At 49.8% G+C, this 23,484-nt stretch carries 21 protein-coding genes and 1 other RNA gene; 6 read left to right on the forward strand and 16 right to left on the reverse strand.

The window, feature by feature from the left end; translation table 11 throughout:
- The first annotated feature begins 11 nt into the window (after nucleotides 1-11).
- The 4 genes from AB6B37_RS03905 to AB6B37_RS03920 all read left to right on the forward strand — a co-directional run bounded on the left by AB6B37_RS03905 (nucleotide 12) and on the right by AB6B37_RS03920 (nucleotide 3,353).
- On the forward strand, nucleotides 12-641 hold the full coding sequence (locus tag AB6B37_RS03905; protein WP_371397597.1) for a hypothetical protein: 630 nt from the start codon (nucleotides 12-14) through the stop codon (nucleotides 639-641).
- A 21-nt stretch (nucleotides 642-662) separates the two neighbouring features.
- Nucleotides 663-1,313, forward strand: coding sequence for a hypothetical protein (locus AB6B37_RS03910; protein WP_371397598.1), 651 nt, complete (start codon nucleotides 663-665; stop codon nucleotides 1,311-1,313).
- Nucleotides 1,314-1,372: 59 nt separating this feature from the next.
- On the forward strand, nucleotides 1,373-2,782 hold the full coding sequence (locus tag AB6B37_RS03915; protein ID WP_371397599.1) for a hypothetical protein: 1,410 nt from the start codon (nucleotides 1,373-1,375) through the stop codon (nucleotides 2,780-2,782).
- Between the two features lie 322 nt (nucleotides 2,783-3,104).
- On the forward strand, nucleotides 3,105-3,353 hold the full coding sequence (locus tag AB6B37_RS03920) for a helix-turn-helix domain-containing protein (protein WP_371398405.1): 249 nt from the start codon (nucleotides 3,105-3,107) through the stop codon (nucleotides 3,351-3,353).
- A 279-nt stretch (nucleotides 3,354-3,632) separates the two neighbouring features.
- Here the strand turns inward: AB6B37_RS03920 and AB6B37_RS03925 are convergent, their stop codons facing one another.
- The 16 genes from AB6B37_RS03925 to AB6B37_RS04000 all read right to left on the reverse strand — a co-directional run bounded on the left by AB6B37_RS03925 (nucleotide 3,633) and on the right by AB6B37_RS04000 (nucleotide 21,466).
- Complete coding sequence (locus AB6B37_RS03925; RefSeq protein WP_371397600.1) at nucleotides 3,633-4,304, reverse strand: DUF1523 family protein; 672 nt, start codon at nucleotides 4,302-4,304, stop codon at nucleotides 3,633-3,635.
- 12 nt (nucleotides 4,305-4,316) lie between these two features.
- Complete coding sequence (locus AB6B37_RS03930; RefSeq protein ID WP_371397601.1) at nucleotides 4,317-4,583, reverse strand: hypothetical protein; 267 nt, start codon at nucleotides 4,581-4,583, stop codon at nucleotides 4,317-4,319.
- Nucleotides 4,580-6,046, reverse strand: coding sequence for a DUF6638 family protein (locus tag AB6B37_RS03935; protein ID WP_371397602.1), 1,467 nt, complete (start codon nucleotides 6,044-6,046; stop codon nucleotides 4,580-4,582). Before AB6B37_RS03935 ends, AB6B37_RS03930 begins: the two co-directional genes overlap by 4 nt.
- A gap of 31 nt (nucleotides 6,047-6,077) precedes the next feature.
- On the reverse strand, nucleotides 6,078-8,048 hold the full coding sequence (locus AB6B37_RS03940) for an ATP-binding protein (protein WP_371397603.1): 1,971 nt from the start codon (nucleotides 8,046-8,048) through the stop codon (nucleotides 6,078-6,080).
- A 7-nt stretch (nucleotides 8,049-8,055) separates the two neighbouring features.
- Nucleotides 8,056-9,195 (reverse strand): hypothetical protein, encoded by a 1,140-nt coding sequence (locus AB6B37_RS03945; protein WP_371397604.1) that lies wholly within the window; start codon nucleotides 9,193-9,195, stop codon nucleotides 8,056-8,058.
- A gap of 8 nt (nucleotides 9,196-9,203) precedes the next feature.
- The gene (locus tag AB6B37_RS03950) at nucleotides 9,204-10,289 is read right to left on the reverse strand and encodes a hypothetical protein (protein WP_371397605.1); all 1,086 of its coding nucleotides are present in this window, start codon (nucleotides 10,287-10,289) and stop codon (nucleotides 9,204-9,206) included.
- A gap of 264 nt (nucleotides 10,290-10,553) precedes the next feature.
- Complete coding sequence (locus AB6B37_RS03955) at nucleotides 10,554-11,420, reverse strand: hypothetical protein (RefSeq protein WP_371397606.1); 867 nt, start codon at nucleotides 11,418-11,420, stop codon at nucleotides 10,554-10,556.
- A gap of 1 nt (nucleotide 11,421) precedes the next feature.
- On the reverse strand, nucleotides 11,422-12,354 hold the full coding sequence (locus AB6B37_RS03960; protein ID WP_371397607.1) for a type II secretion system F family protein: 933 nt from the start codon (nucleotides 12,352-12,354) through the stop codon (nucleotides 11,422-11,424).
- A 9-nt stretch (nucleotides 12,355-12,363) separates the two neighbouring features.
- The gene (locus AB6B37_RS03965; protein ID WP_371397608.1) at nucleotides 12,364-13,326 is read right to left on the reverse strand and encodes a type II secretion system F family protein; all 963 of its coding nucleotides are present in this window, start codon (nucleotides 13,324-13,326) and stop codon (nucleotides 12,364-12,366) included.
- Entirely contained in the window at nucleotides 13,326-14,822 is a 1,497-nt protein-coding gene (locus tag AB6B37_RS03970; RefSeq protein ID WP_371397609.1) for a CpaF family protein, read from the reverse strand. Before AB6B37_RS03970 ends, AB6B37_RS03965 begins: the two co-directional genes overlap by 1 nt.
- Before the next feature lie 92 nt (nucleotides 14,823-14,914).
- Entirely contained in the window at nucleotides 14,915-15,928 is a 1,014-nt protein-coding gene (locus tag AB6B37_RS03975; RefSeq protein ID WP_371397610.1) for a CpaE family protein, read from the reverse strand.
- A 44-nt stretch (nucleotides 15,929-15,972) separates the two neighbouring features.
- Nucleotides 15,973-16,230 carry a hypothetical protein gene (locus tag AB6B37_RS03980; RefSeq protein WP_371397611.1) on the reverse strand — a complete coding sequence of 86 codons (258 nt, stop codon included), beginning with the start codon at nucleotides 16,228-16,230 and terminating at the stop codon, nucleotides 15,973-15,975.
- 4 nt (nucleotides 16,231-16,234) lie between these two features.
- Entirely contained in the window at nucleotides 16,235-17,590 is a 1,356-nt protein-coding gene (locus AB6B37_RS03985) for a type II and III secretion system protein family protein (RefSeq protein ID WP_371397612.1), read from the reverse strand.
- Between the two features lie 10 nt (nucleotides 17,591-17,600).
- Nucleotides 17,601-18,668, reverse strand: coding sequence for a Flp pilus assembly protein CpaB (cpaB, locus tag AB6B37_RS03990; RefSeq protein ID WP_371397613.1), 1,068 nt, complete (start codon nucleotides 18,666-18,668; stop codon nucleotides 17,601-17,603).
- 112 nt (nucleotides 18,669-18,780) lie between these two features.
- Entirely contained in the window at nucleotides 18,781-20,547 is a 1,767-nt protein-coding gene (locus AB6B37_RS03995) for an amidohydrolase family protein (RefSeq protein WP_371397614.1), read from the reverse strand.
- Complete coding sequence (locus tag AB6B37_RS04000; RefSeq protein ID WP_371397615.1) at nucleotides 20,540-21,466, reverse strand: bile acid:sodium symporter family protein; 927 nt, start codon at nucleotides 21,464-21,466, stop codon at nucleotides 20,540-20,542. The genes AB6B37_RS03995 and AB6B37_RS04000 overlap by 8 nt, the downstream gene beginning before the upstream one ends.
- A 68-nt stretch (nucleotides 21,467-21,534) precedes the next feature.
- Between AB6B37_RS04000 and rnpB the strand changes: the two genes are divergently transcribed.
- Together rnpB and AB6B37_RS04010 are read left to right on the forward strand one after the other, a co-directional pair.
- Nucleotides 21,535-21,928, forward strand: an RNA gene (gene rnpB, locus AB6B37_RS04005) — RNase P RNA component class A.
- A gap of 565 nt (nucleotides 21,929-22,493) precedes the next feature.
- A complete protein-coding gene (locus tag AB6B37_RS04010; RefSeq protein WP_371397616.1) occupies nucleotides 22,494-23,447 on the forward strand; it encodes a M28 family peptidase in 954 nt (317 codons plus the stop codon).
- Nucleotides 23,448-23,484 lie beyond the last annotated feature (37 nt).

Below are 23,484 nucleotides of genomic sequence, written 5' to 3' on the forward strand. Positions count from 1 at the left end.
ACGAGGTTTAGTTGTATAAACTTAAATATTTTTTATTCGGCTTTGTAAGTGCTTTTATTTTCTTTGCCCTTTGGCAAATATTGAGTAGTGCATACGGCCAAAATAATCATGGGTCAGAATCATATAAGACTGAACCTTTGGATCATAATGATTACTTTCAGTTAGGCTCATATAAACTCATAAAGGACGATTTGTTTACAGATAGCGTAGGAAGTCTATATTTTTTAACATACGAATTTGCAAATAAGCAGGACCAAGCAGATGTTGATACATACCAAATGATTTTCTTAAAACAATTTGACAAATATAATGTCGACACAAAAGATACGCCGTCTCCTCTGATAGGCAGTGTCATTGATGCTAAGAGTTGGAGGAAAGTAGCGGATACCTTTTATCGTGATGAGCACAATCTATACTGCCGGAGAGACTTTTCTTCTGGTGCTGTTCTATTACACTTAGAGGCGTTTAACCCCGATGATATGAAGTTTATTATTCAGAATGGAAAAATGCAGGAAACTATTAGCTTTGATAAAGTCGAGCAGGGTAGGTCAAAAAAATTCGTTAGTTTCTATGCAACAGATGGAGAAAAAATTGTTGATGCTCGTTGTCGCGAAGTGGATGAAATTACCCTAGACGAATAAATTTTATTGAATGGAACTGGCATGAGATTTTTTCTACATAAAGATACACTAGTTTTATGCTTATCAGTTTCCATTTTCTTTTTAATAGGATGTAATGCCTTAAGTTTTACTAAAAGCCAGATAGCAGCGACGGAATTAAAAAGTAAAAAAACCCATAATCTTTCTACTTGGCCTCAAAACTGCGACTATTTTGTTTTTAAACTGGGAACAGATAAGGTTGCGCCAGAGCGCGTTGAGAATCTTGATAAAACTGTAATTGCGAAGGTGAATCAACAGCCTAAAGTTAAATACTACAACATTTATCTAAATTCAGCCGAAAATATGATGGATCAAGCAACGAGTGGCGGTTTTGCCGCTTCGGGGCAATTTGATTATTATTTAGGTGGAAGTGTTTTTGGCGAAGACATCACCTTAAAACCCAAATGTTCGCGCGATGAAATGACAGCAGGGTGGTTTGACCCTGCCGAACTCACAAACAATATTTCACCTTTAATTATTGATTTAAAAGTGGAATATAATGGCAAAGACTATTCTGTTTATTCCGTTTATTCGCCGGATACAGAGCTTCAATATCGCTATGGCAAACCTGAAATGACTCGTAATGTGAACGCCGCAATGGATAAAGCGCATAAAGCTTTGATAGAAAAAATCAGAGCTGATGAACCTATATAAATCTATAGTTTGTTTGTTCTCATTCGAAGTTTATTTTAGCCTTATTATGAAAGAAAACCATGAACCCACAATTCGCAGACGACCCGGCAGAGTATTTTGGTTTTGACGCTTGGGAGGCGCATCAGCATCCTCGGGCGGAGGTTGAGGCCTTACAGCTTGCGGCACTTCAGGGACGGTTTTCTGACTTGAAGGATAAAATTACTCCGCTGGGCGCTATGGCGCATGTGCAAGGGATTGATGAGATTCGAGCGCTTGAGGATGTTGTCCCGCTCTTATTCCCGCATAATATTTATAAAGCCTATTCTGAAGATTTAGTCTTAGAGAAAAATTTTCGCGCGCTAACGAAATGGCTGTCTCGGCTGACGACTAATGATCTATCAGCCGTTGCGGACATAGGCTTTGAGACAATGGATGATTGGATGGACGCCATTGACGATCAGACTAATTTGGAAATTTGCCACAGTTCTGGTACGTCTGGGCGGTTGTCATTTTATCCGCGTGGCAAGCAAGAGGTTAAGCAGCAGTACACGATCACGCAGATGAAATTTACAGAACGTAATTGGGGTCGCCAATTTACGTTCGGGGATTGGCCTTTTGCGATTGTCTGGCCAGCACAAGCTTTTGGGCGTACATCAATTTTGCGCGGCGCTGATCTTTTACGCAATCTTGTTACCGAAGACCCAAGTGATTTCTATCCCTTTTTGCCTATGGCGCTAAGTTCTGATCACCATCATTATGTGATGCGTTGCCAAAAGCTCCTATCTGAGGGTGTGCAAGAGGCCCCCGCGCCATCGGACTATGTTCAAATGCGTTTGGCCGAAGCCGAGGCCGTTTATAAAGACGTCCCGCTATTGCAAGAGCGCATTCTGGATACTGTAGCGATGTTGAAATACAAAAAACGGATAATGTTGTTTGGTACGCCTATTATTATTCACAACTTTGCCACCGCTGGGCTACAGCGCGGTATGGAAAACATGCTGATGGAAGATAGTTTCATCAATACAGTGGGCGGATTTAAAAATAACCCGGCGAGTGAAAATTTATTAGATGATGTCAAGCGCTTCGCAGGACCTGGCACGCTTTACAAAGATGCTTATGGCATGACGGAACTTATTACAGGATTTGATCACTGTGATTTTGAGCGTTTTCACATTCCGCCGTGGATTATTCCGTTTTTAATCGACATTGACACTGGAGAAGTCTTACCGCGCGAGGGGGTGCAACAAGGTCGCGGCGCATTTTTCGATTTACCTGTTCAAACCTACTGGGGAGGCACAGTAACAGCTGACAATATCGAAATTGATTGGGGCGACTGTCCCTGCAAACGCAAAACTCCGACAATCGGCCCCGTGATTGAGCGCATGGCTGAAAGCTCAAAAGAGCTTTACATCGGAACCTCTGATCCAAAAGCTATTGATGCAGCTATTGAAAGTCTAAACGCAGGCCTTCCTCATGAAGTTATTGCGTAGAAATAAATATAATACGGTCTTTATGTAATATTTTGATGGTGCATGATAGTGTATCCGAAGGCTTAGCCATCTTGCTTAATTCCGTTTAGGGGGCAGGCCTAAATGGCCATAGCATTGTAAACGCCTTAGTCACTCATTTTTTGCTATGTCAAATTCAATGGGTGTTTGACGTCAGGGCCTATGTCTCAGATTTGGGTCTAGGCTAGGAAAGACTTTCGGCTCATCTTCATCCTAAGGGATTGAAGAATGAGAAAGACAAGGCAGGCATGGAACGAACGGGTTGTTGAAGACATAAAACTTAAGACCCGTAAGCGTTATTCAACTGAGGAGAAGATTCGCATTTGTGTTGCACCGCCTAGGCGGTGAAGACAGTATCGCAGAGTTATGCGGGCAAGCAGGGATTTCCCAACGCCAGTATTACAAATGGTCAAAGAATTATCTGGGGGCCGGAAGGAAACGTTTGGCTGGTGACATCACTCTTCAAGTCAATACAACCGAAGTCAAAGAACTACGGTCTGGACTTGCTTCACTAAAGTGGAGGGTGTTTCCTGAAGCTTGGGAGGCATTATAAGGGGTAACCAATATGAACTCAGATAATCCACAATGCTAATGAGTCACTGATTATATTGGATAAATGGAAACAGTAGAAACGCTTAAAAACATCAGTTAGGCGGATTTCGTCTCCGCCATAACCTTTTGTATTGCTGAAGAATTCTCCCCTTTCTGGGGTCTGGTCAGGGTCGAAAAATTTCTAGGCGACTATCTATCGGCATGCAGACGCACTAACACGTCAAAACTGGGCTTTTGGGACGCGAGGCGCTAAGGCAATACCGTCTTGATATGACTGTCTTTAAGGCGATCCAAACCAGCGGCGCATGAATGATTTTAACCGTCCGCGCTTTGCCGTGATGTTTTTCTCGGCATCATCAAAACGGTCTTTGACCGCATCAGAGGCGTCTTTAAATTCGCCCTCCACCTTGTCACTAATGGGGTCGATGCGTTTGGCTTTCCACCGTCGTAATGTTCTCCAGATGAAGAAATATAGCAGCGCGAGAAGCGATAAAAACGCAATATTAAACCACGGTATCAAGAAGGTGTTTGGCCCTGCGACTTGTTTTATTTTCGTTGCATTTGGAAAAATAGAAAATAAACGAATGCGCCAGCCATAGTGAGTGACCGCGACCCAGACATCTTTGTCGCTCGCCATATCTTGGGCTTTGGCCGAGAGGTCGCTACTGTCAAATTTAAGATAAAATGGAAATGACCAGCCTGTGTCCTCATTACGGTAAACGCTGGTTTTTCCATTAGGGCGCACGGTGGAGATAAAGCGAACATCGCGCGTTGTGTTTTTATCTGTGCCGACGTCTTGGCGATCCCAAAACGGGGAGCCTTTGCTGATATCCATGCGCTTCACATCTGTATCAACGATTTTGACGATGTCGCGTTGCGGCAAATAATAATGCAATAATGTGGCTGTGCAGACCAGAAATACGAAAAGTAAAATGCGTTTAATCCATGTCATAAGACGACCTTACTAGCTGTGCTGCGCGAGATAAATAAGAAGCGCGGTTGTGATTGTGGGCACGATAAAAATAAACAAGAGCAATTTCGGTTGGGTCGTCTTGTCATATTTCACCAGGCCGCTTGCTACAAATGTGGTCTCGTCAGTTTTAGGTTTCAACATCGCATATTCGGCTTGTAAACGTTTCTTTGCGCGCATCCGACCAGTGATTGTCAAGACAGCGTAAATTGCGCTGAGGATAAAAACGATAAGGACGATATTGCGAAGCCAGATAATCATTTTTTGCGCCGTTTTTTCTTGCCGGATTTTTTAGATTTATAATCATCTTTATCCCAATCCAACTCATCGCGCAGGGTCTTACCGCGACCTTTCACAACATATTTACCGTCGCGCACAAGGACACCACCCCACGGGCCTTCTTTGGTATCAATGGGGCGTTTGGGTTTGATGTCATCAACTATCATGGGCTCCATGGCGGGCTCTGCACCAAATATAGCGTCACGCGCCGCTGCTTTATCTACCGCATATTCGTCCATTAAAAACTGACACGCATAGTCTTTCATCTGTTCAGACCAACCGCGGAAGGTCTCGTAAAATAGCGGCTTATGACAGATAAATAATTGCCGGAAATCCAGACGCGATAAATCCGTGAGCAACATATTGACAAGGTCCATATTGTCGTGACGACTGGACCGCAGCGCATAGAAAAAGGCAGGGTGCTCCGCGTGAAAACCGGGCACTTTCCCGCCTTTGGATGCCCAACGGTAAACCTCCATTAAACCCGTATATTCAGGCGGCATATTGGCCGCATATCGCCGTTCTAACATCCGCACATTTGTGCGCGACACACCCTTTAAATCATGGCCCAGCGCAGCGGCCGTTGAGATAACAACAAAGTCTAGTTTTTGCCGAATGATCGCGGCGCTGCTATCATTGACATATTGAACAATTAATTCTGACAAGCCTTCGTCGCGCAAGAAATCTGCGATCGCTGTGCGGTCATCAAACGTTAGAATATTTTCAATCGGTAAATCACGCAGTCCCTCTATGTCGCGGCGGGCGATTATGGTCGGCGTTTTGGTGTCGCGAAACACATAAACCCCACCCATATGGTCCGTGTAATAATTGCCTTGGGCATAGCTTTGCGTTTTTAATCCCACAGGGTTGCGTTGGATATCGCCTGTGCGTTTGGCCAGTTCAATCATATCCGCAATCAGAACATCATCCCACCAAGCGTCATCTTCATTTAAAAAACGGTCAATATGGGTTTGCAAAACACTCGCTTCTGCGACATGGTCTTGGATGGTGTCAGCTTCAATATCGACTTGATTGATATTCAAAAGATCTGCGGGCGTTTTGATGTCAAAGACAGAATTCATCAACTCGCCCGCCACCGCTTCGCGCGCGGTCAGGGCAAACAATTGCTCCTCATTTTCCTCGATGTAATGACGCAAAATATCCCGTGACGTGGAGAAGCGGGAGTTTAGCAGCGGTGCCGTTTTCTGATCTGTGGTCAGCAAGATAAACAGGCGGTTACACCCTTGCGGATTAAGATATAGGTCGTCTTCAAACTCCAAACCAATCTCTGGTGAATAGCCAGCAATATCAATATGAAACTCGGTCAGCGCCGTCTCTCTGCCGATTAAATGATTAAGCGCACGATTATAGCGCGCAATCAAAGCTGGTGCTGTCACAGGCAGAAGGTTGCCAAACATCAACCCGTTTTTAACGAGGCGCATCATGGCATTAGCCTTTTATATCTCGCGCCTTGGCTCACGCCTTGCTCTCCAAAAACCGCTTTTTTGCTTCTTCTTGGCGGCCAAAATCACGCACCATAGTGTCAATGGCGACCGCGTCGGATTTGTCGGCATAGCGAAATTCTGAATCAGCATAGCGGTTAATCTCTTGGGTCACCATGTCGATGGTGATGGGTTGGGATAGATCGGCAATCATCTTTTTCTTGGTCTCGTAATCCTTCATCAGAAATAAATCGGGTTTTTCCATCCATTCATCAGGCAGTTCAAAATCCATGGCGCGGACTTTCACGGCGTCAGTGATGTTTTTAATCGCTCGTCCCGTAAAGCGTGTATCGGCCTCTTGGATACCTTTCAGGTAAGTACCCAGTTTCGCGATGGTGTTCAGTTTACCCTCACTTTTTGACACGGCTTCATAGACTTTTAACAAGCCTTCTTCTTTTGGCTTGGCGTAACTTTCATAGCTGGCGCTGACGGCCTTTTGTATTTCTTGGGCTGCAAATAATGTGTGATCGCCAACTGGGATGTCGTGGTTCTTGCCCATCAACAGGTGTAAGATATCAATATAGTCATCACGGCTTTGCGGACCGTCGACCAAAAACCGTGCCGCAGCACGTTGGCGCAAGGCGTCATCAACATTTTCCGGGAAATTGGAAAACATCCCAAAGGTACAATTGCCGCGCACGACGGTATTTGCGCCTGCGAAACTTTCCATCAACACGGCCGTAATTTCAAGTTGACCGGCGCTGGATTGACGGTCGCCGCGTTTCCCTGCCAGTTGGTCAATATCGTCAATCGTCCCAAAGCCGATGACGTTGGGGTCAATGATATTTTTGATAAAGGCTTTGGCGTTTTGCGCGGATTTACCTTGGTAGCTATCAATCGAATCTGTCGATAGATTTTCATAGCGAAAGGGATAACCCGCGTGATTGCAATAATCATTTATCAACCCCGCCATCATTTGAATTAAGGTGGTTTTACCCGTCCCCGGTGCGCCGTCGCCCATGAAGGTAAAGATAAATCCGCCCAGCTCTGCAAAGGGGTTTAACTTACGCTCAAAATCATAAGCCATGAGCATTTTTGCCAGTTTCATGGCCTGGTATTTTGCGATGTGATTGCCGACAACCTCATGTGGTTTTTTAAAACTCATGGTCAGTTTTGTGGAGCGCGCCCGTGATGCGGGCGTAAAACCGCTAATGTCAAAGTCATCGGCTTCGACACGGTAATTGACATTGGTGAAGGCCTCCAAATGTGGCATATTCGCTGCGCGTAAGGCCACCTTTTCCATGAGCTGTTCCAGATAGGCGAGCACCGTGGGGACTAATTTATCTTCAACATCGGCAAACAGGGCCAGGTCTTGATCAAGTTCCCACAATGCGCCCGTGAGAGCGATGTGCGAATTATCGGTCAGTATTTCTTCAACCTCGCCAACCTCGACTGTGGGCCCTGAGGCATCAGAGGCATGACTGGAGAGAAGAAAGCTCGCCATATTGGCAAAGACATGCAGCGCGATAACAGCGCTTGATGCCAATAAGGCATTGAATTCTGCGGTGCGAGAGGCGGCAAGGCTGCCTTGCAGATTGTCTTTTAAAAGCGCGGTCAGACCCGTTTGATCCGAATATTGATCGACAACAACCATAGAGGTCGCCAAAGCGCGGCGTAACGCTTGCAACACGCTGGCCTGAATAGGGCTGACGAGGGCGTCCTCTAGACTGGCATCCTCATCGGCACCGTGCACACGGTCAATCAGGCGAACGCCTTCTGGCCGTGCTGTGGACTGCGTTACAAGGCCGGGGGTGGTGGACCGAAACCGTCTGCGCGTACCGACCCCAGGGGAGCGTTCCTCGCGTGCCCCGCTTGCCGAGCCGTCTATTTTATTTTTGGCGAGGCGCGGCGTGTGATCAAAGCCTGTCAACAAATCAATCGCCACACCGTATTTCTGGCGTATCTGGTCTTCTTTTAAGGGCATGAGGTCAGAAGTGTTTGACATGGGCGTCCTATTTATAGCTGAGTATTTTGGCGTTTTGGCCCACAACATATTTGCGGACGTTCCGGAAATGCCGTGATTGTTTTTCTTCTAAAATTTGAAATGCATTATGGGGCAGAATAAGCGAACGGTGCATATCGGTTGCCCCGCTATCAGCCATATCAAAATCAGTTTTATTGAGGTGAAACACTTGGCGTTCTGCGGTTTTAAATATACCGACTTTCTCTTTTGTACTTTTTTCTGACACGAGCGACTCCACGGTCCACGCAACGGCCCAATCAAGACCAGGCCCGCCGTCGGCTTCGGCCAGGACATCGCGGATGGGGCCTTTTTGCTGGGTGAATGTATGGCTATACATCGGCCCCAAATGAAATCTGCGCAGCAGTGTCGGGTGAAGCGTATCGAAGTCTTTGTCAAAACCTTGGGCAATCGTCAGTAGCTTTAGGCCTGATACGGCTTGTGCCATTAAATGGCTCTGCACGCGTGGCCAACGGCGTTCATCATGGGGCAGGGCGCGGTGGGCCGTATCGTCAAGCTCCATAAGGTAAAGTACAGGTAGATTGCTTTGGCTGTCATAGGTCGCCCAATGGATAAGGAAACGTCGACGGCGGTGATTTGCATCCTTCCCGACCCATGTGATTTGGGGGTGATTTTGGGTTAGGAACAAATCCTTATTCTGCAAATATTCATAATAGATGCGTTGCGACAAGGCATATTGTAATTGGGTTGGGGCGGATTGCTCTGACAATATATGGGTAATCATATCCTTTTTCAGCCGCTCTTGACTGGGTAAGGATTTCAGATGTTTTTTGGCTTGGGTGGCATCTGATGCCATTTGCAATAATTCACCAAAAACTGGAAAGCCGCTCTCATTTTTATCAATCGCGAAACTGCCAGTGACAGAGCTTGCGCTTTGCGTGTCGCCCATATGGTGGGTCATTAAATGTTTGAACGACAAGGCGGTAAAGGTATTTGATAAATGCGTTAAATAAACGCCCAGCATCGCCTCTTCGGCGCTTGTGATGAGTTTTTCTTTCCGCGACAGTTTTGCCACATTGGATAAATGCAAAATGATGCGTTCAAATTTTGCAAAATAGCGCCGCGTCGCCTTGGCGCTATCCAGAACTTTGTGATCAAAGGTTAGGTCCACTGAGCGGCCTATATATCGTCTTTACCATAGGCATTTTTATCATGCATTTCGACAATCTTCTCAAACCGCCGTGCAAAGCGCTCGTCGGCTTTGACCTTTTCTTCAACCACTTTGCGCGCAAAAATAATGTGATCTTCGTGGGATTCCATCATCTCGGCCATACGGGTGTTGGTCGCCGCGCCAATGGCGGCCATGGCAACTTGCGCTTCTTTATCTGTGGCGACACCAATCTCATTAATCTGGTGCGCGACATCTTGTTGTTGCGCGGTTTTGAGTGATTTTGAAAGCGCGTCATAAAGGATGACACGCTGCTTTGTGTCTGTATCCAGCTTGTTAATTAGCACCATTTGTGTTGCGGCTTGGTTTTGCAAACTATCCAGCCAGGTTTTACCTTTTTCAATATAACGCTCTAGCGTTTGGCTCTCTGCCAATTTGACCTGTTCTTGCTGCGCAAGCTCGTTATAATTACTGTTCAGAGCCGCAAGCTCGCTCTCAAGTTTCGCGCGCTCGGCGGGGGCGGTGACGGTGGACAGTTTATTCTCCAGCGTAATGATTTTGGGATCCATCGCCAGCAAGTCAGCTTTAATTTGTGACAGCTCATTGACCGCTGCTTCGCGGTCCGTGAGGGTCACGGCAAGGTTGGCCTGCACACGTTCGCGGTGCGTGCTAAGCTCGTTTAATTGCTCAGTCAACATTTTGGAAATCACATTTGATTTCCCAATAAGATCTTGCAGCTTTTTCTCAATTGTGGCTGTACGAATACGTTCTTGGCGCATCATTTCTGCGCGTTTTTTAGAAAACACACCAACAAATGACTCCCACCCTGTCTTATTGCGCATGGCGTCAAAGTCTTTGGAAAATCCAGCGGTGACGTCATCAAGTCCTAAGATTAATTCAGCAATATTAGCGTTCATCAAATCCGAATGGGCGTGAACATCGGCAAGCGACGCATTTTCAATATCTAGCGTAATATCAACGCCTTGTTTCATCTTTGAGCGGGCCGTATCAATTTTAGAGGATAACTCGGCTATCTTAGTTTGACCTTCGGCCAATTCTTGTCTGGATTTTTCAATCTGCGCTTCAAAACTTGACATATGTTGTGGTCCCCAATTGTTGTTTGTATGCATTTAATATAGGGCGTGAGAGCGTGTGTTTCAATCTTTGCCTGTAAGAAATCGTATTTCCTATGACTTTTAATTGGGGCGCAAAGCCGCCCTATAAACGGCAATCCATTCGGTCTGCCGCACAGGAAAAATGCTCACGCCTAGCCGCGCAAACGCAGTCTCTATCGATAACAAAATTTGGAGAATTAACGACGCTTGCGAGTTTTTTCGCGCAGTCAATCAATAGAGCGAATATTAGGAGTCGACCGAATTTTTCAGCTTGGGATTATAAAGCGGGTTATAATGCGCCGCACTTCTGCGTAGAAAATCAGCAAGCTTTGCGTCGCCGCGCCTGGACGCAATGACGGCGGCATCCGCAATTAAATTGGCCGCGCGGTCACGGTCAAGATTATCCAATGCATCCATATAAGACCCGTTCAGTAATAGGACCAAGCGGCGGTTACTATCAAATTTTTGGGTCTGCGGTGCGTGTTCTACGGCGCGGGATAAATAGGCTTCTGCCTGCTCAAGCTCCCCTTTTTGCAAGGCCAAAAGTCCTAGATTATTTAAAAGCAAGCCGGGGCGTTGCCCTGCTTTTTCGGCGCGCATAAAAGCAAAACTGGCCTCTGCCCATGCGCGCTCACCCGCGTGCTTATTACCCAATAAGTTCCAAAGTCGCGCATCGTCATGTTGCGCTAGCCCTGATTGTAAGATGGTTTTTGCACTTTCATGCGGGGCTGCCATCGAGGCGCTCATAACGCGTAATATTTGCACCTCTGTCGTGGCGAGTGGTGTCTTGTCCAACACCGTTTTGGCGGCGTCAGCTTGCCCCATAGCAAGATAGGATTTTGTCAGCCCAACAACGGCCTCTTCTATCGTGTCGTCATATTTGACGATGATTGAGTAATGGGTAAGCGCTTGGGCAAAATCTTGGGCGTCATAGGCCGCGCGGGCGTCCAGTAAGATTTGAAAAATGGAAAATACATCGGTGGAGTTGCTTTCAAAGGCGCGAATTGTGTCTGCGGCAATCGTCGTTTCGTCGTTTACAGGTGCTTTATTATCACTCGCAAAAGCGGGTTGTGCGGCCACGATTAGTGCTGTGATGACAACTGCGCGCCACATGCTATATAAACGCCTCTGACATGCGCAGACCCGCCGGGACAAGTAGCAGCACCATAATCGTCGGGAAAATGAAAATAAGGAGCGGCACAGTCAATTTTGCCGATAGCGCCATGGCTTTCTCTTCGGCTTTTAACATGCGTTTGGCACGCATTTCTTCAGAGAACGTACGCAGCGCTGTGCCCATTGAACTGCCCATTTCTTCGGCTTGGCGTAACATAACGGCAAGGGCTTTGGCTTCTTCAAGATTGACGCGCTCGGCGAAGGCGGTCATAGCCTCATGGCGGGGACGCCCATTGCGAAGCTCTAAATTCATAATTTCGAGATTGATTTTCAGTGCGGGATAGCGCCCGCCAATCTCTCCACTAACTCGCACAAGAGCAGCATCTAGTCCCAGCCCCGCTTCAATACAGGCAACAAGCAAATCCATCAAATCAGGAAAGCCTCTGCGGCATTGGTCCGTGCGTTTTTGTTGTTTAAATTTGATAAAATAGAGCGGCCCCACAAAGCCGACGGCTGCTAAAATGACAGCCGTTAGAACAGCCCCGTTAAGGCCAAAGTTTTCATATAAAATTGGCCACGCAGCCATAACAAGGAATTGCGGAGCAAAGACACAAATTACGCGGGCCGCGATAAAGGTTTTGACCGTGCCGACATCATAATATCCCGCTTGGGAGAGCTGAAATCTAAGGCGTGAAATTTCCGCCGCGTCGGGCAGGGTCAAATGCGCGCCGAGTTGGGCGAGAAGTTTTCCGCGATTTTTCGGACGGTCAAAGTTTGATATATCGCTACCGTTGGCCCCGCTGAGCCGCCGTTCAATCTGCTTATTTTGGCGTAGGGCATTCATCACCGCAAAGACCACTAAGGCCAGTGAGATGACCAGAAAAGCCCCTGCGATAATGATCGAAAATATATTTGAAAATGAAGCTGTATTCACGCGCGCCGCCTATATTTTGAAATTAATCATTTTACGCATAACCAAATTCCCTATGAGCATCCAAATGCCAACACCCCAGAATATATAAGTCAAAAGCGGATTATCCGACACGTCGCCGTAAAAGCTTGGCGATAATTTATTCACGCCCAAAAACATCAATATTGGTGCAGCGTTGAGGATAAGGGCAGACATACGCCCTTCGGCAGAGGCAGCCTTAATTTTAAGTCGCATGCGTTGGCGGTCGCGGATGGTATTGGCGTTAGAGCCGAGTAGTTCGGCCAAGTTACCGCCCGCACGTTCTTGCAACCGGATCATGGCGGAAAACAGCTCGAAATCCTCATGACCAACGCGGTCTGATAGGCGCTCTATGGCCGATGATACGGTGGAGCCAAAGGCAACCTCGTCGCTGGCCATACCAAATTCTGACCCAATGGGATCTGGCATTTCGCGCGCGACCAAGGCCATGGCAACGGGCACGGGATGACCCGCGCGTAAGGACCGAATGATAACGTCTAACGCTTCGGGTAATTGCTCTACCGCTTTGTTACGGCGGCGGTTGACCAGTGTTTTTAGGCCAAATATCGGCGCAACCAAGCCGATGACTAATCCGGCCATAGCCCAAATCAGGCTGGCTTTTAAAACACCCAAAACGAGTAGCCCCAACGCGCCCGTACCGCCCAAAATAATAAAAATACCGTATTGTCCAATCGGCAGTCCCGATTGCAAGACAAGCCGTCCTAGCCATTCGACCATGACTTGGATTTGGTCATCACCGTCAAGGCCGCGCGCGCGTTTCATTTTGGACAGCACAATGGCTTGCGAGCTTTCCGACTTCATGCGTTGCATGCGGTCATTGGCTAGCTTTACACGCACGGCAGCTTGGCGTCCCGCGCCAATCATAACTTGCAGCGCCAGAAAGCCAGCGCAAAACACAAGCACGTAAATTATCAATGTCGGAGACAATATCGACATTAGCCAATACGCTCTTTGATGGTTTTATCAGATATCGGCCCAACGGGCAGAACACGCGGTTCAAATAAATCAGCAGGCAAAGCAATATTGCGGCACAATATGTCGTGCAGGCATTGGGGGCGTATGCCCGTCGCGCGAAATTCACCAATAACTTCGTGATTGGGGCCTGTGCCGGTGCGGGTATAATTAAATATTTCCTGCATCTGAATGATCGCGCCCTCCATGCCTGTTACCTCGGCAATGGATGTTATTTTGCGTTGCCCATCCGACAGGCGTTGCGCTTGGACGATAAGGCCAACGGCAGAGGCGATTTGCCCCGCAACAGCTTCGGGCGTGATTTTCATATCACCCATCGCCACCATTTGTTCTAGCCGCGTAATCGCATCGCGCGGTGTATTGGCGTGAAGTGTGGCCATAGACCCTTCGTGGCCTGTATTCATGGCTTGCAGCATATCAAACGCTTCTTCGCCGCGAACCTCACCAAGGATAACGCGGTCAGGGCGCATGCGAAGCGCATTTTTAACCAGGCCGCGTTGGCGGATTTCGCCTTTGCCTTCGATATTGGGCGGACGCGTTTCCATACGCGCGACATGGGGTTGTTGCAGTTGCAGCTCTGCCGCGTCCTCAATTGTAATCAGGCGTTCTTTGTGTGAAATCGACTGGCTTAGGGCGTTTAGCAAGGTAGTTTTACCCGACCCCGTACCGCCAGAAATCAAAATTGTCACCCGCGACTGGCACGCCGCCCAAAGGAACTGCGCGACCACATCGGGCACAGCGCCAAAACCGACCAGCTTATCCAGTGTCAGAGGCGTCTTTGAAAATTTACGAATAGAGACCAGCGGCCCGTCAACGGCGATGGGGGCGATGGCGACATTGACGCGACTGCCGTCGAGTAGCCGCGCATCACAGAGTGGTTGGCTTTCATCCACACGCCGCCCGACTTGGGCGACAATGCGGTTAATGATGCGCAACAAATGCGGCTCTGACGCAAAGCGAATATCAGACAGCTCTAGCTCTCCGCCCATCTCGACATAGACTTGGTCGTGACCATTAATTAAAATATCCGACACACGTTCATCCGCAAGTAGCGTCTCTAGCGGGCCAAGGCCTGTCATTTCGTCAACAATACCGGCCGCTAGAACGCGAAGCTCACCACTATTGAGTTTCAGCTTTTCTTCAACGGCCAAAGTCTTGACGATTTCTAGGACCTTGCCTGTCAGCACATGGTCATCAAGACCCTCTAAGCTGGCCAAATCAAATTCATCGATGAGGCGGCTATGGAGTTTAATCTTGATATCAAGGAGCGGGTCGCGTTCACGCTTTAGGCTTGCGGGCGGCGGCGCAGGGGTCGGTGTCACGGGCTGAACGGGTGCCTTTGGTAAGACAGGGTCCACGCCGTGCGCGGGGACAGGATTGATTAAAGCGTCGGGGCCAGAGACGGATTTAACCGCTTCGGGTGCCGTGTTATTATTTAATAAGGCTGAAAACCGTCCCATGCTTTATCCCAAATTCGCAAGCGTCATTACGGAAAAGACTATCACAGAAGGCCTGAAGTGCAGGTTAGGGAACAGGGTTAAACGGTCCTTAATTATGCGGCTACAGTGTTGTATTTATTGATATTTTGTCTATCCGTGCTGACTTTGTTAGTCATTAATTCCAAAAGCTTCCGACTGTCTTTGGCATAGCGGCTATCTGTGCGGACATGCCCGACGGGTGTGCCGCAATTAGACGCTTCGCGCGTGACGTCAGGATCCATGCATAGAGTTGACAGCACCGTGCGTTGTAACGCCGTTTCGGCATCTGACAAGCGCAGCGTTGATTTGAAAGCCCGGCGTTCAAATTTATTCATAATGATATGACAGGATGATTGCGAACCCAACATGTCCGACAATTGGTCACATTTGGCACGCGTCATATGCAGCGACGGAATGGATAATTCTGTCACAAGGCCCAAAAAATCTGCCCCCATCAACGCAGGCGCTGTCCATGGCTGCCAATGGCGCGGCACGTCCAAAATGACATAGGGAAAGGCATCACAAACAGCGTCGAGCAAGGCGAGCACAGTCAGCGGATTAACCCCTGCATTGCCGTTAATCATATTGGGCGCAGCAAGAACGCTCATCCCGCTGCTGTGATGGCTCAGCAGGGATTGTATATAAAGGCTGTCGATGCGCGCGGGGTCGCCCGCTAAATCGTCTTGCGATAACCCTGCTTGCACGTCCAAATGATGGACAATGCCGCTGGCTTCAAAATCCAAATCAATTAAGCAGACTTTTGGATCCGTATTGCGCTGCCCGCGGGGCGTTTTACTCGCCTGTGTTTTGGCAAGTTCATAAGCCATTTGCACGGCGAGTGTTGTTGTCCCCACACCGCCAACAGCCCCCATAAAGGCCCAGCACTGAGAGCCGTCTTGCGGTGGGATTGGGTCCTGTGGCGCGGGTGGTAATTCGCCCGTCACTGTTTGTTGGGCGGGGGCGTCATCATGCCAGATATCACAAGGGGGAATGGCAAGACCGTCATCGACAGAGCCCTCATTTACAGTCTTTTCGTCATTGTTCCACGGCGCGCGCGGATCCTCTTTGCGTCTGGAAAAGAAAGTCATGTTTGCCTCAATGAATTAGATTGCGAATGCCTTATTCAGACCGTTTACTCGGGTATTTTCGGCTCGATCACTTCGCCCTTTTCATAGGCCTCTCGTGCGGCGCGCACGCGGGCGCGATTGGCGGGAATATAGGTATCGGCTTTTAGCTTTGGGTCTGGTGTAACCGCATGGGCGGCAATATTGGCGCGATTAGAGACGCCAAAATTTGCGTCTTGACCCGACAGGGCTGGGCGCTGTGTGGCACAGGCAGACATTAGCGCAGCGGCGGCCAAAGCGGTGGTGATTTTTATTTTGGTGTTCATGGCTCTACTCCAACACTGTTCCGTAATCGCCAGATAAATCTGACAAGGCTAGGGGGCTTTTGCCGCCTTCCAAATGCCCTTTTGCGAAGGCTTCAAAATCGCTTGGTAACTTAATATCATCCAGCGGGGAGGCGAGTTGACGGCGATCACTAACGGGTTGCGCCAGATGCGGGGTCACCATGATGACCAGCTCTGTTTCGTTCTCTTGAAAACGGGTCGAGCTAAAGAGTGTGCCCAAGATTGGAATATCACCGAGCCACGGCACTTGCGAGCGGTTGTTTGAGCTTTCAGATTGCAGCAATCCCGCAATCGCAAAGCTCTGACCATTACGAAGCTCAATTGTTGTATTGGCGCGGCGCACGCGGATACCTGGTACCGAAATTTCGGCAATCCGCACAGCCGTTGTGGGGTCAAGTTGGCTAACTTCGGGCGCGACTTTCAGGTTGATAATTTCGTCATCCAGCACCGTGGGTGAAAAGGCGAGACCAACACCAAATTTGCGGTATTCAATCGCGACTTGACCAAACTCTCCGGGCACAGGAATAGGAATTTCACCGCCCGCGAGGAAGCTTGCGGTCTCGCCCGACATGGCGACCAAATTGGGTTCTGCCAATGTACGGATCAGGCCTTTGTCTTCTAACGCTTCAATACGGGCATCCAAAACTGCGCTCCCGAAACCGCCGCGTAGTAGTCCAGAGATCACGGGTGTGTTTGTAGTCAAACTGGTCTGGGCGGCAAAATCACCAGGGCTGGGAACGAGGCCTGATTGCTGACTGGTCAGCAGCCCAACGCCCAGCTCTTTAATCGTGGTCCGCGACGCTTCAATAAAGCGAACTTCGAGCATGACTTGGTGGGAGTCTTTGACGCTCAGACCGTTGGTGACATTATTGGGCGCAAAAGCCTGCGCGATTTTCTCGGCCTTTTTTGAAACGGACTCTGTCGTGACTTCGCCCGATAGATAGACCCCATCAGCCAGCGGACGCACTTCGATACGTTCACGCGGAAAGGTCTCAAAAAACGTCTTTTTCAGCCCCGATAAATCATGCCCAACGGTGACATCGACAATGTCAATTAATTGACGGTCAGCATCATAAAGCATGACATTGGTTCTGCCGCCTGTCTTGCCCATGACTTGAAAGGATTTATCGGTCAGCACGACAACGTCGGCGACAGCGGTATTGGATACGCGGATTTCTTTAAACGGCATTTCCGTGCGCATCAAAATCGTGTCGTTTTTTAAGACTGACGTATTGGTGCGGTCTTTGGTAATGTCGTGATCGACCCAGGAGGCCGCAACGGCGCTTAACGGCAAAGCCGTAGTGAGGCATAATGTGGTGAGTAATAAGATTGGTTTGATCATTGTGCTTACCCTATTCCATCCGTCTTGGTTGCGGTTTTTGCGGTACATTTTGCGGCCAGCCGCCTTGCACATCATCGCGCACATTTAAGGTGGCCGATTTCGCAGGCGCACCATAAACGACGATGTTCACATCATTTTGACGCTTTACGCTCAGGCGCTCAACTGACTCAGTATTATCTGGGCCGTTCCGAAAGACTGTGATGTCTGACGTCGGGCTTTTACTTTTCTTCGCGCTTGGACGACGGGCGACACTGCGGCTTTGCTTCGCGCCAAGCTCGTTCAGGCTGACCTGTTGCGTTGGCGACGGGGCTGTTTCACCCACGCCGCGCAGCGATAGAGACAGAGTGCCGTAATTCATGGCGAGCGCCAATTTTTGGCTATCCGCGTCGCTCACTTCTAAGGTGACTGTATTCGCCACATCTGGCGAGGCGCTACGGTCAGACTGGTTTTGGTCCACCGCTAGAACGCTGACGTTTTGCAAAATAATATCAGAGATATAGCTGACTGCTGCGCTGGTATTACGCGACCGGCTGCTCGCGCTCGTGGCTGGTTCGCGTGTGTAAATCACGTCCACAATATCGCCGGGCATAATAAAGCCCGATACGCCTGTGACGTCGTCGACGCGTATAGACACGGCGCGGTAACCGGGTTTAATCCGCGCAGATAAGCTGGCCTTGCCGTCTTCGCCTGTAATTTTACGCGCGAGTATCGGCTCGTTATAACTTAGATTGCTGAGCGTGAAGCGCTCTGATCCGCTCTCAAATATGTCAGATAAATCTGTGAAGGCACCGGCTGGCACGGCGTCCGACGGATAATCGACAAAACGAACGGATGTGCGGGATAGGGCTTCGCCAAACGCCATATCGCGATTGGCAACAAGGACGGCGACTGTGTCCATTGGGACTGCGGCTTCATTTGTGCTTGCGGGTTTGACTTGGCGAAATTCATCTTCAACCGCGTCGTTGATAAAGCCGCGCGCCAGAAACACTGCCATAATCCCAAAAGCGGCGGATGCGCCCAATGTAATAATTGTATTTGTTCTCATCACCCAATCATCCCATCCTTTGCCGATCATCATGAAAGGCGAAGGTCCCGCAGCCTAAATGCCACGGTGATGGTAAGGTTTCGTCAAGACTTATCGTAAGGGATTGGTGAAATTAGAGTGTTAATGAAAGCTTATTACTGATAGCTCAGCCGCCGCGCACAAGCTTTCCGGGACGGGCGTCTGTGACTGTGTCATTGGCGATGACTTGTGTGCCGTTGACAAATGTCGCCTTATATCCCGAGACGGGTTGCAGCAGTCGCTGTCCCCCTGCGGGTAAGTCTTGCACCATTTTGGGCACACCCAAATCAAGGCCGTCGTAATTAATTACATTTATATCCGCGCGGAGCCCAACTTTGAGACGCCCTCGGTCGCTTAGCCCTAGGTAATCGGCACCGTCCGCCGTCAGCATTTGTATAGCGCGGGGCAGGGCTATGCCGTCTTTGCCCGCAGACATGCGGTCACGCGTCCAATGGGAGAGCAAATATGTCGGGAAGCTCGCGTCGCAAATTGTACCCACATGGGCCCCGCCGTCCGATAATCCCGGCAGCGCCTTGGGATGTTTCATCATTGTCAGGACATTGTCATAATTCATATGGGTATAATTATAGACGGGATAATAAATCATCGCGCGCCCCTCATCCTCCAGCATCAAATCATAGGCTTTTTCCCAAACGCTGACGCCGTCTTTACGCGCCAGCCCTGCAATAGACGTCTCTGATGTTTGCTCGTAATCGACCTTGCCAGTGTAATCGAGCTTGAACAGTTTTTCGGCCAGCTGTTCAAACATGCCAATCATCATATCGACCATGGGCGGCACAGGGCTTCCGGGGCCAGCCAGGGTGACGGGTGTCTCTGATAGCATTTTTGCCTTAAACGACGGATCGCGCATAATCGCGACACGCTCTGCCAAAAGCTTTTCTCTGATGGCCAAATAACTGGGGAAAGCCATCAGCGGGTGAAAGGTACAGTTCAAGCCGACGAAAGACCCAATGGCACGCGGCGCGACTTGGAAGGAAATATCAAGTCCGTCGGCATTCATGGCTTCTGTGCGGCGGATGATATTTTTCCAATCATCAGGCGCAAAATCCCGCTCCATTAATGACATGGATCCGGGGCGTCCGCCGCCTGCGCGAAAAAAGGCTTCCATCAAATCAAACTCGGTTTCAAACGTCTCGCCAGGGCGTAACATGTCAAAATCATTGACCGCTTGCAGCACGCCGTGGCCCAGCCCTTCAAAGGCTGACGCAATGCCGACAAGCTCGTCCTTGCCAGCCTCTGATCCTGGTGTCCATTCGCCGTCACTGGATTTGTGAAAATCTGAGCGTCCCAGTGAAAAGCCGAGCGCGCCAGCGTTTAAGGCCTCACGCGTCAGCTTTTTCATGGCCGTAATATCATCATCATTTGCGGGTTGGTCATGCACGGCTCGGTCACCCATGACGTAAACCCGCAGCGGGTCATGCGGCACCATCACGCCAACATCAATCGTGCGCGGCATAGCGTCTAGCGCGTCCATATATTCTGGAAATGTTTCCCACCCCCACGTCAGACCTTCGTGCAGGGCGGTGCCGGGAATATCTTCGACCCCTTCCATAAGGCGGATAAGCTTGTCGCGGTCCTCTGCGCGGCACGGGGCAAAACCAACACCGCAATTGCCCATCAGGGCCGTTGTCACGCCGTGATTAACGGACGGTTTTAATTCTTCGTCCCAGCTGACTTGGCCGTCATAATGTGTGTGTAAATCAATGAAGCCAGGCGTGACGATATGGCCGCTGGCATCAATTGTCTCTAAGGCGTCACCCTCGCAGGGGCCGACCTCTGTGATGATGCCGTCTTTAATACCGATATTGGTTTTGACGCCTGCCGTGCCGCTGCCGTCAAACACCAACCCACCGATTATTTTTGTATCAAACATGACTCTGTTTCCTATCATTAAACCTAAAGAGCGCGACGAGCATCAACCCGCCAATGATATGCCATGTCCCCCACAGCCCTGCAATAGCCGCCGCCCCGCCAAGCCCGCCAAGCCCGCCAAGCTGGGTCAGCAGGATAACAATACCGAGGCCAGAGTTTTGAATACCAACCTCAAAGGTCAGCGCGCGGCGTTGGGCTGTATTGGCCTTTGAGACCAGCCCAGCCCCAAACCCGAGCAAAAACGCCAAACCGTTATGCACCATCACCAGCGCGATAATCCCAAAGCCGAGCGCGACGATAACTGGCGCAAATTTAATCACGGCCCCAATGATAATCACAGCTAAGGCAACCCCCGCAATCACGGCCAGCGGCTTTTGCAAACGGTCAGCTAGTTGCGGCGAGAAATGCCCCAGCGCCATGCCGAGGAAGAGGGGCAGGGCGAGAATGATTAGTGTCTGAATGAGGAACGAGACAGCATCCAGATTAATTTCTGTCAGAAGGGCATCGGTCGGCGGGTAAAGCGAACTCCAATAGAGTATAGATAGGGGTGTAATTAAGGCTGCCGCTACGCTGCTGGTTGCCGTCAACGATACTGATAAAGCTGTATCGGCTTTCCCAAACAAGGCCAGCAGATTTGACGTATTCCCGCCGGGACAACAGGCAATTAGTATCATGCCCAGCGCAATGCTGGGCTGCGGGTCGAACGCAAAACAGATCAGGACCGTCAGCAGTGGCAGGCCAATGATCTGCGCCAGCACACCCGCGATATAGACACGCGGCGCGCTTTTAAAAAACGCGAAATGATGACGGCGCAGCCCTAGCGCCACAGCAAACATCATGGTGGCCAAAATGATCATCATCGCAATTTCAGAGCTGGCCCCTAGGTCAAGCTGTATGTTGTCAATTGCATTTGCGTCCATGCTCGCCCCCTGTTTGGCTCACGACATTGCTTGACTTTGCCCCCCTTCACAAGCCAAAAGCGCGGATACCAGAGGGTCGGGCGGCCGCCTTGTGCGAAAACTTCGTTTTCACACTGGGAGGAAAGTCCGGGCTCCAGAACGACAGGATGCCGGATAACGTCCGGCGGGGGCGACCCCAGGGATAGTGCCACAGAAAGCAAACTACCCCCGTATTTTTCATTTTATGAAAATTACTCGGGAAAAGGTGAAAGGGTGCGGTAAGAGCGCACCGCTTGCTTAGTAATAAGCAGGGCATGGTAAACCCCATCCGGAGCAAAACCAAATAGGGGTCGCATGTGGGATGTCTTCTCCCGCGACCCGGGTCGGTTGCTAAAGCTGTCTGGTAACAGGCAGCATAGATGAATGGTCGCCGAAGCGAAGCAATTCGCGGAACAAAACCCGGCTTATAGACCCTCTGGTATATTATCCATATCCCCGCTGGAGCGCAGCGAAGGCGGTAGGGGGTATGGATACGGGAAAAGTGATCAGCACGCTTTACCCAGCAGGGCAGAAGACGTTAGGGGACGACACTATCCAAAAACACGCTAGAGCATAGCGAGGGCGGAAGTGTTTTTGGATACGGAAAAGTGACGCGCTAGCTCACCGAGCAGAGCACTTGGCGTTAGGGGACGATAATCCAACTTGGCAGATCCAGCCTAACCGCCGCCAAGTATTACTCGGCTAGGGTCTTTGAATGAAAGGCTCACATGACCAATCACCATGCCCACCAACCGCACCATCACGACATGGGTTCCGGGCGACCTGCGTTCGCGTCGGAATGACGTGTTTAATCAGGGTTTGTGCGCGCCTTCATTCGCGTTGGCTTGATATATCTACTTGAGGCAAACCTCCTCCACTCCCGTCATTCCGTCGCGGGCTTTTCACCCGCCCGGAATCCATGCCGTTCGGTTTCCGTTATGGCAAAGCTTAAGTCCCACTCGCCTTAACCCCACATAGACTCCCGTATAAAATCAACTATAGACGTCTCATGACCCATTTTACCCAGACCTGTCGCAAATCAAGCCTTGCTGCCGTGGCCCTAATCCTGACCGCCTGCACAGCTGCGCCGTCCCCGAGCTACAGCCACGACAGCACTGTCCGTATCTTTGAAACGCTTGCCTCTGACGCGATGCAGGGCCGCCGTGCGGGTAGCCCGGGCGGCATTAAAGCGCGGAGTTTTATCATAGACGAGATGCGGGCCTTAGGGGCCTTTGATAGTATTTCAGAGCATCCCTTTACCGCCCAGCCACGCGGAGAGGGGGGCGCCCCTGTGCAAGCCGTCAATATTCACGGGCTGATTGATACAGATGACGGCGACACAGGCCCGCTTTTTGTCATCACGGCGCATTATGACCATTTAGGCGAGCGTGACGGCGAGATTTATAACGGCGCGGATGACAACGCCTCTGGCGCGGCAGCGTTGTTTGCCATTGCGCAGAGTTTCATGACCGCCCCGCCCAATCACGACGTCTTGTTTATCTGGTATGACGCCGAGGAAATGGGGCTGCAAGGCGCAAAATATTTCGTTGCCCAAGACAGCTTTGCCGACCGACCCGTGTTTAATATGAACCTTGATATGGTTAGCCAAAACACAGAGGGCGAGATATATGCCAGCGGCAGTTACCATATGCCCGCGTTAAAACCGATATTAGAACAAAGCGCAGCGGGTAAAGACATCACCCTTGTTTTTGGTAATGACCGACCAGAAGACGGCGGCAATGATTGGACGCTACAATCTGACCACGCAGAATTTCACCGCGCAGGGCTGCCCTTTGTTTATTTTGGTGTCGTCGATCACCCGCATTATCACAAGGCATCTGATACATTTGCGACGATACCGCTTGAATTTTACGAACGCTCTGTGGAACTGATCGTCCAAGCCGCCCACGACCTTGATGAGAATTTGGATATGCTGGCGCGCGCACGGCCAACATCCGAGTGACACAAAACACCGCAGTTTAATTATGCCCTTGCCCGTT

Origin of the sequence: Fretibacter rubidus, assembly GCF_041429785.1 — a bacterium.
Lineage (GTDB): Bacteria > Pseudomonadota > Alphaproteobacteria > Caulobacterales > Maricaulaceae > Fretibacter > Fretibacter rubidus.